Here is an 18,819-nt window from a genome sequence, read left to right on the forward strand (position 1 = left end):
CCAAATTGCGAATGAGAAAAATAAGATTATACATATTCAGTCTCTGGATAGCTACATTGAGCATATTGCTATCCACGGTGATGACCCATCATCACCACATGGGGCGTATCTGTATGATTCAGGAGCAATGTGAGCAGGATGGCAACATCAATGATGAGCATACCGACCATCATGATCAGGAAAATGATAGCGATCGTGAGAACTGTAGCGTTCGTCAAATGCATCAGTTTGTCGTCAATTCCAAGATGGTGAAGGGTATCCGCAAGTTGCAGGTTGATGAGAACCATCAGCTTGTGGTCCTGTCCTGTTCTTCCCTTTTAACCCTCCCTCGTCTCTCACTCATTTCAGTGAGATGGCAGCATGTGGCAGCTTCTCCTCTTGCAGAGGAACTGGCGGCAGGCTATAGCAGACGGGGACCTCCTTCTATTTTATGATTTTACAAGTTTGCCACTTGGTTGCAAAAATCGATTTGAAGATTCGAATGCAACTGAGTTGCAAGATTTTTCGTGTACTTTTGCCAACGGATTTTTGATAAGATCCGTTGCGTGAAATTGTAGTGTAAAATTATAAGATAGAAGGAAAAAACAAGCATGAAAAGAGTAATTTTGATTGTCGCCGTTACGGCGATTGCCTGGGCTGGATTCGCTTTCTTTGGGAAGCAGACCGGTTCAGAGGCTCATGCACACGAGGAACATGAGCATGAAGAAGAAGTAGATTTTGATCATATTCCGTTGACTGCCAAGCAGGTAAGCACCGTAGATTTGAAGATGGGTGTGGCTGTGGAGCGTGAGATGGATGCTACCATAGAAGCGAAGGGATCGCTCGTACTGCGTGCACAGGCGATGGGGGATGTTGCCTCTTTGATGGGCGGTATCGTGAAATCTATTTTTGTAAAAGAAGGGCAGCTTGTTCATAAAGGACAGGTTGTTGCTACCGTTGAAAATACAGATGTGGTAAGTCTTCAGCGTGAGTACTACTCTGCAGCCAAGGAGTGTGAACTTGCCAAAGCTGATTTGGAGCGCCAACTTCTGCTCAGTAAGCAGGGAGCAGGTGTGAAGCGTACCTTACAGCAGACCAAGAAAGATTACCAAGTGGCTCATGCCAATCTTTTGGGTATTGGCAGACAGCTCAGCCAGATGGGTATTTCTACTTCCGCTGTATCCAAAGGCAAGTTTACCACAGCATTCCCTTTGCATGCGCCTATCTCCGGCATCGTGAGCGAGATGACTGCCAGTCTGGGAAGTTATGCTGATATGCAGACTCCTCTGATGAAGATCAGAAACACCCAGGCAGTGGAATGCGACCTCAATGTCTTCGAGAAGGATTTGGCGAAGGTCAAGGTGGGCAATCGGGTGACCATAAACCTGACTAACCAGCCTGGTGTAAAACTTTCAGGAACCGTTTATGGTATGAACCAATACTTTAACGATAACTCGAAAGCCGTTGCTGTCCACGTAAAGTTGGATGCAGCTAGCGTGAAGAGTTATCTGCATTCTTCTTCAGCCAATACTCATGGCGGAAAGCTTTTCGCAGGTATGTATGTAAGCGGAAAGATAGCTACAGGTAGCCAGCAGTGTCTCGCCTTGCCATCCCATGCAATTGTGAGCGCAGATGGAAAGCAGTATGTCTTCGCTCTCAATGGAGCTCCCAGCAAGGGTAACTACAGCTTCTCCCGTCATGAGGTGACCACAGGCGCTTCGGATGGTAAATATACAGAGGTGAAGCTTTGCAACCATCTGCTGAAGGGCAAGGATGGAGCTGCCGGCAAGAAGATTGTAACTGCGAACGCTTATTATCTGGCTTCGCTTACAGGCGAACATGGTGAGCATGCGCATTAAGCTTTAATAGTTTTCAACGAATCATTTTTAGATTAAAGCTTATGTTTCAGAAACTTATTACTTATTCCATTCGCCACAAACTGGTGATTGGAGTACTCTCTATAGCCCTGGCGATATGGGGTGTCTGGTCGCTGGTGCATCTTCCTTTCGATTCCACCCCAGATATTACAGATAATCAGGTGCAGGTCATCACACAGGCTCCTTCGCTGGGAGCTCAGGAGGTGGAACAATACGTAACCACTCCTGTAGAGATGGCGCTTGCAAATATACCCCGCATCCAGGAACGCCGTAGCATTTCAAGAAGCGGACTCTCGGTCATCACGCTTGTCTTCGACGATGCCGCCGATATCTATTGGGCACGTTCGCAGGTGAGTCAGGTAGTGGAACAGTTGGAGAAAGAACTGCCTAAGAACACCGAGACAGAGATGGGACCTATTGCCACCGGATTGGGCGAAATCTACCACTATACCATTCGTGCCAAGGAGGGATACGAGCATAAATACTCGCTCACCCAACTCCGAACCATGCAGGACTGGATTGTGCGCAAACAGCTTTCCGGAACCCCGGGCGTTGCCGAAGTAAGCGGTTGGGGCGGCTATGTCAAGCAATATGAGGTGGCTATCAATACCGACCAGCTGAACGCCAGCGGAGTCTCCGTGAGCGAGGTGTTTGATGCCTTGCAGCGTAACAATGCCAATACGGGTGGCAGCTACATCGAGCAGAACTCCAACCAGTATTACATCCGAGGCATCGGTGTCGTGAAGAATCTGGAGGATGTTGCCAACATCACGGTGAAGACGGTGGATGGAACACCAGTCAAGGTGGGCGATGTGGCAAAGGTTCAGTTGGGCCATGCCACCCGTTTCGGTGCCGTTACCCGCAATGGCGAAGGCGAGGTGGTGGCTGGTATTGCCATCATGCTCAAGGGCGAGAACTTCCAGGATGTAATCAAAAACGTGAAGGAGCGAATCAGTCAGATTCAGAAATCATTGCCCGAAGGTGTGGTCATCGAACCGTTTATCGACCGTACCAACCTGGTGGATAGAGTAGAGGGTACCATCGCCCGCAACCTGATTGAAGGCGGACTTATCGTAATTTTCGTACTTGTGATCTTCCTAGGTAACTGGCGAGCCGGACTTGTTGTAGCAAGTGTCATCCCACTGAGTATGCTCTTTGCCTTCGGTATGATGAAGACCTTTGGCATCGACGGAAACCTGATGTCGCTGGGAGCCATCGACTTTGGTATGATAGTGGATTCTGCGGTCATCATTGTTGAAGCTGTGGTGACACATATCAATACCGGTCATTTCTCGCAGCTGGAAGTTCGTGCAGCTTATCTTGCTCAATGTCAGAATGGCGGAGCAGCAATCCCATTTGCCCTGACTCAGAAACAGATGGACGAGGAAGTTCATTTCTCTGCTTCCCGAATCCGTCAGAGTGCTGCGTTCGGTGAAATCATCATTATGATTGTATATATTCCGCTGATGACACTGGTAGGAATCGAAGGAAAGATGTTCCGTCCGATGGCACTTACGGTATTCTTTGCCATTCTGGGAGCCTTCATTCTCTCGCTTACCTATGTGCCGATGGCAAGTTCGCTGATGTTAAGTCGAAAGGTTCATACCCGAAAAACATTCTCCGACCGCGTGATTGAAAAGTTGCAGGCATGGTACCGTCCGGTTCTAGACTGGGTCTTGGCACGTAACAAGGATGTCATCACTGGTGCTGTGGCTCTTTTCTGCGTCAGTATCGTGGGCTTCAAATATCTGGGAGGCGAATTCATTCCAAGTCTGGAAGAAGGTGACTTTGCCGTGGAGATGAGTATGTCGCAGGGAACTTCATTGTCGCAGATGGTGGAGAGTTGTACCAAGGCTGAAAAGTTGCTCAAGAAGGAATATCCTGAGATCAAGCAGGTAGTAAGCCGTATAGGTAGTGCTGAGATTCCTACCGACCCGATGCCTGTAGAACGTGCCGACATCATGATTGCACTGAAACCGAAGGCCGAATGGACCTCTGCCAAGACTACTCCAGAATTGATGGAGAAGATGGAGGAAACCTTGAGTGCCATTCCTGGATTGGAAGCAGAGATTTCTCAACCCATCCAGATGCGCAACAATGAGCTGCTGACAGGTATCAAGCAGGATGTGGCTATCAAGATTTTTGGTGATGATCTGGACGTGCTCACTCAGCAGGCAGGCAAGGTGAAGAGAATGATAGAAGATGTGCCGGGCGTGAGCGGTATCTTTGTTGAGGAAGTTGCCGGTTTGCCTCAGATCCAGGTAAAATACAACCATGAGAAGATGGCAGCCTACGGGGTTAGTGTGGATGATATCAGTGAGATATTGGAAACCACCTTTGCCGGTGCCGTGGCGGGTTCTCTGTACGAAGGAGACAAGAAATTTGATGTTGTGCTCCGTATGGATCCTTCGCAGCGCAACGTAGAGACGCTTGAGCAATTGAGCATACCTCTCAAGGATGGTACGGATATTCCGTTGTCCCAGGTGGCAGAAATTGATTATTCACCAGCGCCGGCTCAGGTTTCTCATGAAGATGGTGCCCGCCGCATCTATGTTGGATTCAACGTGAAGGGCAGGGATGTGCAGAGTACCGTGGAGGATATCCAGGAGATTCTCGATGAAAAGCTGAAGTTGCCGGATGGTTACTATTATAATTATGGTGGTGAATTTGAAAACCTGCAGAGTGCTACCAACCGTCTGATGGTAGTGATACCGATAGCGCTTGTCATTATCTTGCTGTTGCTCTATGCTACAGTGAAGAATGTCCGTGAGTCGCTCTTCGTCTTCTCAGCCATTCCGCTGGCAGCCATCGGAGGCGTCTGGGCTTTGTGGATCAGAGGTATGCCTTTCAGCATCTCGGCAGGTGTCGGCTTCATAGCCCTCTTTGGTGTAGCTGTGCTCAATGGAATCGTACTTATCGGACAGATGAACCAGATGCAACGTGAAGAAAAGACAGCAGACAAACTGTCAGCATCCAGTGGAGTGACAGAATTGATTCATCATCGCATCATCGAGAGCTGTATGGTTCGCTTGCGTCCTGTCTTGATGACGGCACTTGTTGCCTCTATGGGCTTCCTGCCGATGGCACTTTCTCAGGGTGATGGAGCAGAGGTACAGCGCCCACTGGCTACGGTGGTGATAGGTGGTCTGATAACCAGTACGTTGCTCACCTTGCTGGTGTTGCCTGCTATCTACAAGACATTCACCAGGAAATAGGCTTTTTAGAAGATAACATAAAAACATTTAGGATGAACAATAGAAAAAAGAAAACTATATTCGGGCTGGCAGCAGTTTTGATGCTGCTGGCTCCTTCAGAGGCAAAGGCTCAGCCTTTCGATGCCACCATTTCTGGCACGAAGATGACTTTGGAGCAGTGTTTCCAGTTGGCAGATAAGCAGAACCTGACGTTGCAGGCTGGACGAAAATCGATAGAACGTGCCAAGGTAATGGAAGGAACGGCATGGGATGTGGACAAGACAGAGATTGCTTTCGGACAGAATCCGGCTTCAAGCGGCGATACTGACAATGCTCTTGCATTTTCGCAAGGCATCGAATTTCCAACGGTTTATACCGCCCGCCGTGGTCAGCTGAAGGCAGAAACTCAGGCAGAGAAAAGTCGTCTGGGTGTAACTAATCAGCAAATTAAGCTTGAGATTGCTTCTGCTTATTATGCGATGCTCTATCAGACCCATCGACTGAGCATCCTTCAGCGCCAGGATTCTATCCTCGACCGTTATTGCGATGTAGCCGAGAAGCGTTACAAGGCAGGCGAAGCCAGACAGCTGGAGTTCCTTACAGCCGAGCGCTTGCGTAATGAAAACCATTTAGAGATGGTAAATGTAAAGAGTGAGGCTGAGAACAAGCAGATGGAACTGATGGCATTATTGAATACCGATCAGCCTGTTTTGCCTGCCGAATCTTATCTCATTGCACTGGAATCTCCTGTCAGCGGAACCTTCAACTATCAGCAGACTGCTGATGCGCAGTATCAGCAAGACCGTCTGAAGGCACTCGATAAGGAGGTGAAGTGCGCCAAGTCTGGTTATGCGCCATCTCTTTCGCTTACGGTCCGTACCCAGGCACTCATTTCCAGTTGGGATCCTTACCACATCGACCGTCAGCGTTTTACCGAGGGTAACTTCTTCGGCTTTGAGATTGGAGTAGGCGTGCCTCTCTTCTACGGCGCTACCAAGGCAAAGGTGAAGGCTGCCAAGAAGGATCGTGAGGTAGCAGAACTGGAGATGCAGCAGGAGCGGAGAGAAAAGGAGCGTGATTATCGCCTAGGCTACAACCGTTTCCAGAATGCAGCCAAACGCATGGCTTATTATAACGGCGAGAACATTTCTAAGGCAAAAGAAATCGTTCGCCTCAGTACTTCCGAGTATGAGAGTGGCGAAATCAGCTATGTGGAATATGCCAATGCCTTGCAGGAGGCGATAGATATGGGTATGAAGCAGGCTGATGTCATCAATGAATATAATGAGGCAGCCTTGGCTTTGCTGGGGCTTTCGAATAATCTGTAAGAAACAAAAAAATCATATCCCTTTGATTGGGGATATGACTTTTTTGTTTTAGAAAACTCTTCCGAAGATCATCTTGATGAAAGTCTTGCCTAAGATTCTGGCATCAAACCACCATGAGCGATGCTCCAGGTAGTATAGGTCCATATCCAGGCGGCGCAACATCTTCTCCATCGTATCTGTGTATCCGTTATAGAGGGTTGCGTAGGAAGTAACACCAGGGCGAATCTGATACAGATTCTTATATCTAGGGTCACGCTCCATAATCTGGTCTATGTAGAACTTTCGTTCGGGTCTTGGACCAATAAACGACATATCGCCACAAATCACGTTCCAGAGTTGAGGAAGTTCATCCAGATGGTGTTTTCTCAGAAACTTGCCTATACGTGTAAGTCGCTTATCTTTTTTATGGGAACAGAGCTGAGGACCGTTCTTTTCTGCATCCACCGTCATGCTTCTGAATTTATAGATGTTGAAGGGGCGCCCAAACCGTCCGATTCGTTCCTGCTTGAAAATAGCTGGTCCACCATCTTCACATCTTACCATTATATATATTAGAAGCATGAGAGGCGAAACGAGCAGTAAGCTGATAGTTGCTAACAGAAAGTCGCCAGCTCGCTTGACGTTTCGCTCCATAGCACTCATTCCATCTGCTATGACTTTTGTCTTAACAATACTATTTCTCATATAGAGTTATTCCATTTACTATATAAACGTAAAGTTGTGCGATATATTATATTTAGCTATCCTTTTCTTTTAACAAAGCAGTAACTATCCTGTTTTCGCTTCATTAGCTTCAGAATGTATGTTGGCAAAAACAAAAAAGCAAAGTAGAAGCAAGCCTTCAACCATCCATACCCCAGAATGCTACGATAAACAGCTATATTGTATTTAGCAAGTGATATCTTGCTGCTGGATATGGAATGCCTGCGGCGGCAATACACAGCCAGCGGCTTGCCGGGGTAGGAATAACACACCTTGCAATCTTTCAGGATTTGCAGGAAAAGTGCCCAATCCTGTCGCTTGCGCAAAGTGGGCATATAGTATTTTCTGCCCAGCAGTTGGGTATCGTAGATTGCAGTGAGGCAACCTATTTTATTATCCCGCTTCATCATAGAGAAGGTGATTTTAGGCGGAGCGATATTGATGCCTACAGATTTTTGTTCGTTCAAATTGAAGATGATGTATGAGGCACAGGATAGAGCACACTGTTTCTGGTTCATGAATGCGATTTGTTTTTCCAGTTTATCCGGTGTCCACCGGTCGTCACTATCACAGAAAGCGATGTATCTTCCCCTGGCACGTTCTATGCTCTTGTTCCGGGCGTATCCTGCTCCATGGTTGTGGTCAAGATAGAGCACATCCACCCGGCTATCCCTTTCCTCTATCTTGTACAGAATATCCAGAGTTACCGGATCCGTGGAACCGTCATCAGTAATCAGCAGTTCCAGGTCAGGATAGGTTTGGTCTAGGATACTACTGATGCTGTCGGCAAGAAATTTGCCGGCATTATAAGTAGGCATGATAACTGATACTAACCTGTTCCTATCCATTCTCTTTTATCCTTTTATATTATAACGAACAAAACTGCTTAATATTGTAAAAGAAGCAAGATGCTTTTACAGAGGTCTTACGTAATCCTCTAGAAACAATTTGTAAGCAGTTGCAACAATGCGACTTACGTAGAATAGCAAATTATATTTTTTTATATGTGAGAAATACTCTTTTGTATAGAAATAGAAGAGCTTGATCTCCATTTTCTGCTTTTTGCGCCTATTCTCCTTTCTTCTTGAGGATGAGTCGTCTCTCTTGCGAATATAGTAAATGGCGGATGAAGGTGTAACGTTTATTTGTCTGATACCTGCCGATACCATAAACATAAAGAAGGAATCTTCGCCATGAGATAAATTCGTTCTAAAGCGAATATCACCAATCAATGTGCGGGGAATAAGCTTGCAGCAAGCACTAGACAGCAGGCTGCGATGACGGAAAACATTCTTTTTCTTCCCTACATCATATCGCTGATAAGCCGAAGAGAGATAATGATCTGCCACATTTTCAACTTGTCCTCTGAAAGCAATCATATTGGCAACAGTGATTCCATTGTCGCAACTGTTTTTGGTTAATTGTTCCAGATAGTTTGGACTTACAAGATCATCATCGTCAATGAAAGTAAGGTATTTACCTTTTGCAAAATCTATGCCTAGATTTCGAGCAAACGAAACACCTTTGTGCTCACTATAAATCAAATGAACCTTCATCTTGTAATTTTTCAGATACTCCTTTATATTGGCATAATAAGGTTCTTTGTCTCCATTCAAAACGAGGCAAACCTCATACGCATCCTTGCCTAAAGTTTGCTGCTCCAGGCTATCTAAACACATCCTGAGTAATTCTCCAGGAGCGTAAGTTGGTATGATGATACTTATTTCTGGTGTCATAAACTATTTAATTCTCATTACATTTAGCATATTCTACTTTGATACCGCCAATTTCTGCTGCAATTTGTGAATAGGAAGATGCCACGCTACCCAATATTTTTTTAGTCATACTTAGACAGAATAAATCCACTACAGCGAATTTCATACCTTCGAGAGAGTCTCTGCTGGTATCATCCATTAATGTAATGACTCTTCCCGGGAATTTATCTTGCAGTTCTTTTTTTACCTTCTCATCATCACTAGCCACATAAAACTTAACAGTATCTTCTTTTTCTATTTCGAGTTGCATAAGATGGACAAAAACATCTATTGGTGAAGATTTGATAGAAGCTATGTTGTCTGTTCTTCTGATATGAACACCAATCATATTTTTCGAGAAAGTCGAGGTTATTTGATCAATCCGCAGCTGAAGATCTCTTTTCGGAACGAATATGTTCTGAATTTGATAATCCGTACACATAGGATAGCAAGAAATCAAGAGCAGGTTGCCCTTATAATGACTCTTCAACTTCTGATAGATATCTCCTTCTCTATAGATACTATGATTGAAAACTACCTGCTCATTACCCAACCGAAGGAACCATTTTCTCAAGAGGTAATCCTTGGTTCCGTTGATATGATATAGCCATTGCGTATTCTCTATCAGATGCACTTTTTCTATATGAATAGGTTCGAATAAGTCGGCAAAGTTTGCCTTGAGCCCTCTACTGTTGTTCCAATAGATGGATAGCAAACAGTTATAGTGCTTTGCTATCGCAATGGTAGTTGCGATAGCTCTCAGTCGATTACAAAGTCCTCCTGTCGGGATTATTTTTATTTCCATTTTATTCCGCTTTTATTTCATTTTTTATGGCATCTAGAAAACCGTGGCCATATAATGAGTCTGGTTCCACATAGTTTCCTTCGCCCCATTCGTTCCAAGAACGCAAGAATAGAATTTTCTTATCTTCCGGTTTGTTTCTAATAATTTGAAGTGCCCCTCTGATATGCTCCTCAAAATTCTGTGGGGTAGCGTTTACGTATATCCCCTCATGCTTGCCTGCTCTTGGAGTTCTGTCCCATTGTGGGAAGAGAGTAGGGAATACATTGTTCCATTGGTCTTCGGGCATATAGAAATGCTTCATCACTTTCGGATAATCATATTTCAACGGAGGCAGAAAGGAAAACTTCTTTTGTAATGCTCTTCGAATGATGCGACAATATTTTCCTTGATACACCATTTCTGCGCGGTTTTTTCCCATTGGATTAATGCCATCAAATCCTAGTTTGATAAAGCTTTCATAAACCTCAGAAGCACTGTCCAGATTAGGAACCACTCTGCTCAAAGAGCCATCTTCATTGCGCTTTATGGTGGTTGTGGCTGAGCACATAGCAACGAAGTATATACCTTTCAATCCGCTTTCTTTGGCTAAGTCACGCCAGAGTTGTATAAAATGACGAACATCCTTAAAGTGGTAAGGGTCGAATATCAAGAACAGTGGCTTTCCATCTACGGTAATGTAGCGATGGTCTTTGAAAGCTTGAAGAACATAATGAAAGTGAGCAATATAATCATCGTCTCCAGGATATTTCTGTTCGCAGATCATCTGGTTGCCACCATTGTTCTTCCATGTTCCTGTTATCCAATCATGGTTGGCCCATGCGAGACAAAAAGGAAAGTCAGGCTTGCCGGAATTTAGTACTTCATCGAAAGGACGCTGCAACAGGCGCTTACCGTTACCCATCCAGTAATGCCAGTAGCAGAAACCTTCTATACCTGCTTCGCGTGCCAACTGAGCCTGCTGTTCGCGAGTCTCAGGCAAACGAAGATCATAGAAACCTAAATCTGCCGGTATTCTGGGCTGATAGTGCCCATGAAAAACCGGACGAGCCTTGGCTACATTCGTCCATTCTGTGAATCCCGGTCCCCAAACCTTGTCGTTTTCGGGAATCGGATAAAACTGTGGCAGGTAAAATGCTATAACTCTTGCTTTCATTGTATTTCTTTATTTAAAATCTCACGATATCACCTAATCCATAATGAGGTAAAGCGAGATACATTTGGAATATCGATAATAACACCAGGATTGTAATTCCCATCCATTTCTGTTTGACTGTATATACGATCCCTGAAAATAAGAAAATGTTAACGATACAGTATAACTGACTGATTCGCAAAGCTAGAACTGGGAGAAAAGCCAAACTTGTATGCAAGAACAGCCCTAGTGCCACTATTTTTATTACAACATTATAGTTTTCATTGAAGGCGGTGATTGTCTTTCGAAAATATAATGTGTAGTAAAACAACATCACGGAGACAAGGTGTACAGGATCAAAGACATTTATGTTTACTGTCATTTTTCCTTTTTCCATTGCCTGCTGGTAGATGGCTAGTTTGTTACCGATAAGTGGAATGTCAGTATTCAGCAGCATACTGATACCACCGAAATATATGAGATAGCTTAGGGGGATGAGTAACGCTATCATTATATTTTCTTTGCGGTTGAAATCTTTATTGCCAAACATGAGTGTTGGTAGCAGAGCTAAGGAGGAATAGTGGAAGAATGAGCCAACTATGATCAGCAGTAATGCTTTTCTTTTTTCTTTTTTAGCTATGTGGTACACAGCCAACAAGAATAAAGCAGACACAACTCCAGCTCTGATTTGTGTCATTTCATGCAATACAAAGTAGAAACTTATATATAACATCATTGGCACGAAAATGCATTGCAAGTTTTTTTTGAATGCATATAGCTTGATAGTGACACCAAGGAATGCATAAACTAAAAACAAAAGATGCACATTATCTGTAAATACATTTAGAACAGCAGATATGAGAGTAAACGATGGTTCTACCATACCCATCTCAGAACTCTGATAATAATGCTGGAAAGAATACTCGTAATTTTCAGAATCAGGATCCAGACCTATTTCGCGTAATCCTGCTATGAGAACCATAACGAATCCCATCAAGATATATAGAAAAGATCTATATCTCTTGATGTAATCTTCCAGATAACAAAGTATAATCGTTATCAAAAGTACTGATAGTAAAATGTATCCCATAATTTATTGTTTCCTTTATAATACTGTTTGCCTTTTATTCACTACCTTATGAATCAGTGAATGCAATAATTTTCGTTCGGCTTCCGAAAAGCCCCATACGTATATCAATATTGACATTACCATAACTGAAGAGATCACGATTAGCCCAAATCTTTGAAAACCTGCTATCGGTAACTGAAGCAAGAACAGTTCCAATATACTCGTTATGCCCAGTATGAAGAAGGCAGGAAGTATCAGATGTTTATAATAACTTCTCAGCTTCAGTTCTGGAATAGCTTTTCTCAGCATCACTAATCTTATATTGTGAGCTATCAGACACAAGACTATCATTACGATAAAGATAGTATAAGAAGGACAGTCTAGTATAAACAGCCCCCAACAAACAGGAATATTCATAATGGTAAGACTTTCTACATATAAACTATACTTTCTGATCTTTCCTGTAGCTTGCATAATGATAGTAATCGGATTATGTAAAGTCAAAACTATCGTATATATAATATAGAGTCTGCAAAAGAGTATGATTTCAGGTGTGCTGTATCCTAACCAGAATTGCAGTACATATTCCGTTTCCAACATCAAAGGCATTGCAACCAAACACAGCAAATACAAAATTGCCTTATTGGCAGAAAAATATAGTTGCTGTATATATGGCATATCCTGGCACGAATAGGATTTGATTAATGTTGGACGGAATGCAACAACTATACTATTGCTCAACGTGTTGATGGCATTGTATAATTGGTTACCAATACAAAATGCAGCATTTACCAGTGGACCAAAGAAGATATTGAGCAAAATGATACTTCCCTGAGTCATGCCCATTCCAGACAAAGCACCATAAAATGTCCATCCAGAGAAAGATATCAATTCTTTGTATAGCTCCTTGTCTATACCTTTTGTTGTATATCTGCATTCGATGTATTTGCGAGAAGCAACAAGCATATAAACTACCATCACTAAGCCAGATTCCATCATCATGGCTCCACTATATAAAATAAGATGATCGAAACCAAACATACAGATTAAAGCCGCAATCAACAACTTTACGAAGCAGTCTGCTGAAGATACAAGTGCATATACTCCCATATCTTCATTAGAAAAGATTGCTCCTATATATGGTATCTGAAGCAAGGTAAAAATAAAAGAAAATATAGAAAACTGGAATACCCAACTTGCAGCCGACAGCCTATCAGCAGGAATTGTCATCTGTGTGGAAACAAACCAATTTCCTACAAGCTCAAGAACTAGGATTGTGATAATCGAAAACACAATAACTAAATTCACACTGGCAGAGAATATTCTGGTTAGCTTTTCCTTCTCACCCAAGCCTATTGCGTAAGAATAGAATCGCTGTGTAGCCATCGCTAGAACACTGCTGATACAGGTGCCAGTAGTAACCACACCTGCCACAGCATTGTATATGCCATAATCCTCTGTACCAAGACCTTTCAGAACCCAGCGCACAGTATAGAGATTGACAATGGTAATAATGAGCATTCTGGCAAATAGCACCAAAGTATTGGTGGCTATTCGCTTCGAATGGTTACTATGATTCAGTTCATTCATATTCCTCATTATTATTATTTCTACTCTCTAAAAATCAATTTTCTAATGGAATATACAGTCACGACGATAAAAGCCAGAAAAGTCATTCCGAGAACAAACAGCATTCTCTTAGGTCCTGCCGGTTTCAATGGCACAGATGCACTCTGCAGGGTCGTAAAGGCTGGAGTCTGCATCAGAAGTTTCGCCTGAGCCTGCTGAACCTGAGCCTGAAGACTCGTGTATGTGTTGTAAAGCAACTGCATCTCATTTTCCATATCGTTGGCTTTCAGGCGGTAACTTTCCAATACCACATCCTGATTGGCATCTGAATAACTGCCATACTGCTGTCTGATGCGCTCATATTTTGACTTGGCATCACTGCTCAACTTCTTGTAGTACTCTAAGTCTTTCTTCGCTTTCTTGGTACGATAGGAAGTGATGAAATCCTGAAGTTTAGCCTGAACCGTATCAGCAAGGGTTGCACATATCAGAGGATCCTGATCTTCTACGGTGATGGAAATTACATAGTTCTTCTTATCAATATTACATTTGATGTTTTTGCTCATAAGTCGGGCTATCTGATCCTGACGTCGGGTAAGTTGGAATGGATTAGCTTTTCCGTTTTTACTTACGGGTGTAGAATCAGGTGTATCAAACAGCTGTTTTACGGAATTATACGCTTTAGACCACCAAGGTGTCTGTCGCTTGGTGGCAAGATAATCATAATAGGTAGTATTGATACTTCCATCCTTAGATTTCACCTTGACATCAAACATACCGACCATAAAGTCGTTGGATTCTATCAGCTCAGGGTAGAGTTCCGGGAAGATGGCATCTCCGTTTGCAGAGTTTCCTCCTATATCGAAGCCGAATGAAGAGGCAATATCACCTAATGAACTCGAACTGAAGCTTGATATTTCCGGAGCCAATTTTGCCGTACTTGTATAATACCTTGGCACGCAGAGGATGAGCAGGCAAGAGAGTACGAAGGTGACAGGAAGAGCGATAAGATACTGTTTCTTATGTTTCTTCATCTCTTTGGCTATTGCCACCACATCTATTTGTTTGAGATGTTCTTCTTTATTTTCCATTGTTTATCTTGTTTACAAAAACCTTACTAATCTAATTCTTATATCTTATATAATGTAACGCATGTATTGTTGAATTATTGTATTTTGGCGAATTTTATCTTTCCATTCCAGATTTATAGCCTGACTTTTCGTAAGGAATGTTAAAGTAACTGCAAAAACTACAATAAAATGAGTGTTTATTCAGTTTTATAGATAAAACATTGATATGAAGAAAGTTTTCTGTTTAGTTTCGCTTTGCCTCCTCACCGTAGCGTGTCCGCAATCAGTGAAGGCGCAATATGGTTGGCAGGAAGATGCGGAACCTGCAAAATTAAGACTCGATAGTGCTCTGGAATACCGGATAGATATACAGTCTGCTTTTTCAAAGGGCAAAACACCCCTTTGGCTCAATGCCAATCGTTATGGCTTAAGTTCTCTGAAAGAGGCGAATGCCTATCTGAGAGGTAGTTTGATACGACCTCTATCCACAGATAATCAGCGCAGATGGGGAGTAGGTTATGGTGTAGATCTGGTATTGCCCACTCATTTTACCAGCAAGTTTATTGTGCAGCAGGCTTTTGCAGAAGTAAGATGGCTGCATGGTGTGCTCAGTGTGGGTGCTAAAGAATATCCGATGGAATTGAAGAACCAGACGCTTTCCAGTGGTAGCCAGACGCTGGGCATTAACGCTCGACCTGTACCGCAGGTAAGATTAGCCTTGCCGGAATATTGGACGCTACCTATTCTTAATCATTGGGTTCAACTCAAGGGACATATAGCTTTTGGAAAATTTACCGATGAAAACTGGCAGCATGATTTCACCCAGCGCAAATCCAAGTATTCGGAAGGCGTGCTCTATCATAGCAAGGCTGGCTATCTGCGAATAGGAAACGAAGCCGCATTCTGCCCTTTGAGTATCGAATTGGGCTTGGAAATGGCAGCACAGTTTGGTGGCAAGCCATACACCTATGATGGAAATGGCGGACTCAAATGCAAAGCTACAGAAGGAGGATTAAAGGGAATGTGGCATGCTTTTATTCCTGGCGGTCATGATGATGGTGAAGGTCAATATGCCAATATTGCCGGCAACCAGTTGGGGTCTTGGCTCATGCGCATCAACTATAATGCTGACACCTGGAAGTTGGGCGTTTATGCTGATCATTTCTTCGAGGATGACAGTCAGATGTTTATGCTTGATTATAATGGATATGGCGAAGGAAAGGAGTGGCAGAGCAAGAAAAGCCATCGCTTCTTTATGTATTCCCTCCAGGACATGATGCTGGGTGCGGAACTGAATATCAAATATGGCAGATGGTTACGAAATATTGTTTTGGAGTATATACATACTAAATATCAGAGTGGTCCATATAACCATGATCATACCGTGAATATTCCTGATCATTTGGCTGGAATGGACAATTATTACAATCACAGTAACTATACTGGCTGGCAGCATTGGGGACAGGTAATGGGTAATCCGCTCTATCGTTCGCCAATCTATAATACAGATGGAAAGATTGAGGTGAAGGATAACCGTTTCATCGCCTATCACCTGGGATTCGATGGTCAGCCTTCCGACAAATTCGGCTATCGTGTACTTGCCTCCTATCAGAAGGGATGGGGAACCTATGTCCTGCCATTTACCAAGAAGCATCATAATGTAAGCTTCATGGCAGAAGGCATCTACCACTTCTTAAGAAGATATACTGTAAAGGCCGCTTACGGTATGGATTTCGGCAGTACAGAGATGCTGGGACACAATAGAGGTTTCCAGATTACCCTGACAAGACAAGGTATCGTCAAGTTCTAACTTTATGAAAGAGAAAAGATAATGAAAAGAATAATATATTTGATAGCAGCTATCTGTTTGGTAGTGAATTCCTGTACCATCGAGACGAGCGATAATGGAGATCTTGATGGATTCTGGCATCTGGAACGGGTAGATACGTTGGCTACGGGCAACTATCTCGACCTTTCCAAGGAACGTGTATTCTGGGGAGTGCAGCATAAGCTGATATCTTGTGCCAGTATTACCCCCACGAATATGTACAGTTTCCGTGGCTATTATTTCCGATTCGAACAGAAGGGTGACAGTCTGATCCTGCATTCGCCTTACAAGAACAACTGGCATCAGGATCATGGAGAAAATGGTGGTGATATTCCTGCAACCGTTGTGAATGACAGCATCAGAAGCTATGGTATCAATAATCTGCGAGAAGCTTTCTACAAAGAGAAGCTCAAGGGCGATAAAATGATGCTCCGCTCTAAGATGTTGAGGCTATACTTCACTAAATTCTAAAAAACAATTCGTAGTTCATCAGTGATATTCGGTATTTTGAAAGCAAATTTAAAAAAAAGGAGTTGTATGACTAAAGAAGAAATTTTATCAGATTTGTATGAAGGAAAAGAAATTAAAAGTAAGCGGCTCCGCATTTATGGCTAATTTGCCCCCCGCCAGGCGTCCCGGCGGATTTGAAATCCGCCGTAATAGTAAGCCACTTTCAAAAACACTCTTCATTCTTCACAAAAATGGCATAAGTATTTGGATATAAGGTATTTGTGCGGGTGAAGAGTTAGCGCCGCTCTTCACCACCTTTCACCCTCAATATTTTTGGGAGAGTTTTCTCTTTGTTAAGTAATCCTTCGTTCATCAATGATGACCAGCTTCAGTCTCCAATGATGTCAGGACTTTGTGATAAGGTGAAGAGTGGTGAAGAGTGGTGCGTAACTCTTCACCTCTCGCAACCCCAGTGTTTATCGGGGTTTCAGCCGATTTGGTGAAGGGTGAAGAGTAAAAAAGAGAGTGGCTGTTTTTACCAGCTCCCAACGTATCGTTTTGTGCCTGGCAATGGCAGGTTATTGCCCTGGTAAGGGGCAATGTTGTGCCATAGTGAGGCAATAAGCAATACAAGCTGCTTTATGCATTGTCAGTACTATCATGGCAACCTCTCAGTTACGTCTTTGTGCCTAGTTGAGGGATTGAATGAATAAAAAATCGCCCAGAAAGGTGAAGCATTAATTATGCTTGTCCTTTCTGGGGCGATTAAACTACTAAAGTTCTATCTTATCTTTACCTATATTACAAAATCTTGTGATACAAGGCGATGATATCCTCCTTAGAAACCTCGCGAGGGTTACCTGGAGTACATACATCGGTGAATGCCTGCTCGGCAAGGGCAGGGATGTCTGCCTCCGTTATGCCCAACTCGCTGAGATGCTGTGGGATACCTACCAACTTAGACAACTCCTCGATAGCATTGCATGCTGCCTCTGCTGCCTCCTGGTCGGTCATACCATCCTTGTAAACACCCACAACCTTGGCAATCTGTACGTACTTAGGAACACTTACCTCCATATTGAAACGCATCACGGTAGGAAGCAGGATAGCACATGCTACTCCGTGAGGAACATCATGAAGGGCACTCATCGGGTGAGCCATACCATGGTCAACGCCCAAACCTACATTAGAGAATGCCATTCCGGCAATATACTGAGCTACAGCCATACCGTTGCGACCCTCAGGATTGGTAGGATCATTCACTGCGATAGGCAGGTACTTATGAATCATCTCGATAGCCTTGAGCTCGAACATATCACTCATCTCCCAAGCTGCCTTGGTAATCAAACCTTCGATAGCGTGAGTCATCGCATCCATACCGGTAGCTGCGGTGAGGCCCTTTGGCAAAGAGTACATCAGCTCTGCATCTACGATGGCTACGGCTGGAATATCGTTAGGATCCACGCATACCATCTTCTGCTGGCGCTGCTCGTCGATAATCACATAGTTGATGGTTGTCTCAGCTGCGGTTCCAGCTGTAGTAGGAAGAGCTACGATAGGCAAGCACTTGTTCTTGGTAGGAGCAACACCCTCCAGAGAAACGATGTCGGCAAACTCTGGGTTAGTAACAACCACGCCGATACCCTTTGCGGTATCCATAGAACTGCCACCACCGATAGCGATGATGAAGTCTGCCTCAGCATTCTTGCAAGCCTCAATACCTGCAGTAACATTGGAAACTGTTGGGTTTGGCTTTACGTCATCAAATACCTCGTAAGCGATGTTAGCCTCGTCCAATACGTCGAGTACCATCTTGGCAACGCCAAATTTCATCAAGCCCTTGTCTGTTACAACCAAAGCTTTTTTCCAACCACGACTAGCGATTACTGTAGGAAGCTCCTTGCGGGCACCTGGACCGAAATAGGAAACTTCATTAAGAATGAATCTGTTTACCATAAATGTCTTTGTTTAAGATTGAATTTATTAATTAATAATATATTTAGTATATCTATATTGCCATTAGATTGTTTATATGCGACAAAGATACAGCTTTTCTGTGATT

Annotated in this window: 15 protein-coding genes; 6 read left to right on the forward strand and 9 right to left on the reverse strand. The window is 43.5% G+C overall.

The genetic code is table 11. The annotated features are described in order from the left end of the window. The first annotated feature begins 11 nt into the window (after positions 1–11). From DW657_RS03355 to DW657_RS03370, 4 genes are all read left to right on the forward strand, one after another. Complete coding sequence (locus DW657_RS03355) at positions 12–434, forward strand: hypothetical protein (RefSeq protein WP_147381874.1); 423 nt, start codon at positions 12–14, stop codon at positions 432–434. A gap of 156 nt (positions 435–590) precedes the next feature. After that, positions 591–1,838, forward strand: a complete 1,248-nt coding sequence (locus tag DW657_RS03360) for an efflux RND transporter periplasmic adaptor subunit (protein WP_118311397.1) — start codon at positions 591–593, stop codon at positions 1,836–1,838. A gap of 41 nt (positions 1,839–1,879) precedes the next feature. Then, entirely contained in the window at positions 1,880–5,071 is a 3,192-nt protein-coding gene (locus tag DW657_RS03365) for an efflux RND transporter permease subunit (RefSeq protein ID WP_118311398.1), read from the forward strand. A 32-nt stretch (positions 5,072–5,103) separates the two neighbouring features. Continuing rightward, positions 5,104–6,378 carry a TolC family protein gene (locus tag DW657_RS03370; protein ID WP_118311399.1) on the forward strand — a complete coding sequence of 425 codons (1,275 nt, stop codon included), beginning with the start codon at positions 5,104–5,106 and terminating at the stop codon, positions 6,376–6,378. A 48-nt stretch (positions 6,379–6,426) separates the two neighbouring features. On the opposite strand, the gene DW657_RS03375 is transcribed toward DW657_RS03370, so the two are convergent. The 8 genes from DW657_RS03375 to DW657_RS03410 form a co-directional block, all read right to left on the reverse strand. Next, entirely contained in the window at positions 6,427–7,062 is a 636-nt protein-coding gene (locus tag DW657_RS03375; protein WP_118311400.1) for a sugar transferase, read from the reverse strand. Between the two features lie 56 nt (positions 7,063–7,118). Beyond that, positions 7,119–7,928: a glycosyltransferase family 2 protein gene (locus DW657_RS03380; RefSeq protein ID WP_118311401.1), complete on the reverse strand. Its 810-nt coding sequence runs from the start codon at positions 7,926–7,928 to the stop codon at positions 7,119–7,121. 66 nt (positions 7,929–7,994) lie between these two features. Next, positions 7,995–8,816 (reverse strand): glycosyltransferase family 2 protein, encoded by an 822-nt coding sequence (locus tag DW657_RS03385; protein ID WP_118311402.1) that lies wholly within the window; start codon positions 8,814–8,816, stop codon positions 7,995–7,997. A 7-nt stretch (positions 8,817–8,823) separates the two neighbouring features. Beyond that, entirely contained in the window at positions 8,824–9,639 is an 816-nt protein-coding gene (locus DW657_RS03390) for a hypothetical protein (protein ID WP_118311403.1), read from the reverse strand. Between the two features lies 1 nt (position 9,640). Further along, on the reverse strand, positions 9,641–10,792 hold the full coding sequence (locus DW657_RS03395; protein WP_118311404.1) for a glycoside hydrolase family 99-like domain-containing protein: 1,152 nt from the start codon (positions 10,790–10,792) through the stop codon (positions 9,641–9,643). Positions 10,793–10,805: 13 nt separating this feature from the next. Next, a complete protein-coding gene (locus DW657_RS03400) occupies positions 10,806–11,861 on the reverse strand; it encodes an EpsG family protein (RefSeq protein ID WP_118311405.1) in 1,056 nt (351 codons plus the stop codon). Positions 11,862–11,876: 15 nt separating this feature from the next. Continuing rightward, on the reverse strand, positions 11,877–13,430 hold the full coding sequence (locus DW657_RS03405; RefSeq protein ID WP_199658297.1) for a polysaccharide biosynthesis protein: 1,554 nt from the start codon (positions 13,428–13,430) through the stop codon (positions 11,877–11,879). 20 nt (positions 13,431–13,450) lie between these two features. After that, positions 13,451–14,500 carry a chain-length determining protein gene (locus DW657_RS03410; RefSeq protein WP_118311406.1) on the reverse strand — a complete coding sequence of 350 codons (1,050 nt, stop codon included), beginning with the start codon at positions 14,498–14,500 and terminating at the stop codon, positions 13,451–13,453. Positions 14,501–14,705: 205 nt separating this feature from the next. Here DW657_RS03410 and DW657_RS03415 point away from each other — a divergent pair, with 205 nt between their 5' ends. Both DW657_RS03415 and DW657_RS03420 read left to right on the forward strand, forming a co-directional pair. Continuing rightward, positions 14,706–16,289: a capsule assembly Wzi family protein gene (locus DW657_RS03415; RefSeq protein WP_118311407.1), complete on the forward strand. Its 1,584-nt coding sequence runs from the start codon at positions 14,706–14,708 to the stop codon at positions 16,287–16,289. 21 nt (positions 16,290–16,310) lie between these two features. Next, positions 16,311–16,778 carry a lipocalin-like domain-containing protein gene (locus DW657_RS03420; protein ID WP_118311408.1) on the forward strand — a complete coding sequence of 156 codons (468 nt, stop codon included), beginning with the start codon at positions 16,311–16,313 and terminating at the stop codon, positions 16,776–16,778. Between the two features lie 780 nt (positions 16,779–17,558). On the opposite strand, the gene fucO is transcribed toward DW657_RS03420, so the two are convergent. Further along, a complete protein-coding gene (gene fucO / locus DW657_RS03425) occupies positions 17,559–18,713 on the reverse strand; it encodes a lactaldehyde reductase (protein WP_118311409.1) in 1,155 nt (384 codons plus the stop codon). Positions 18,714–18,819: the final 106 nt, after the last annotated feature.

The organism is Prevotella sp. AM23-5, assembly GCF_003473645.1.
Lineage (GTDB): Bacteria > Bacteroidota > Bacteroidia > Bacteroidales > Bacteroidaceae > Prevotella > Prevotella copri_A.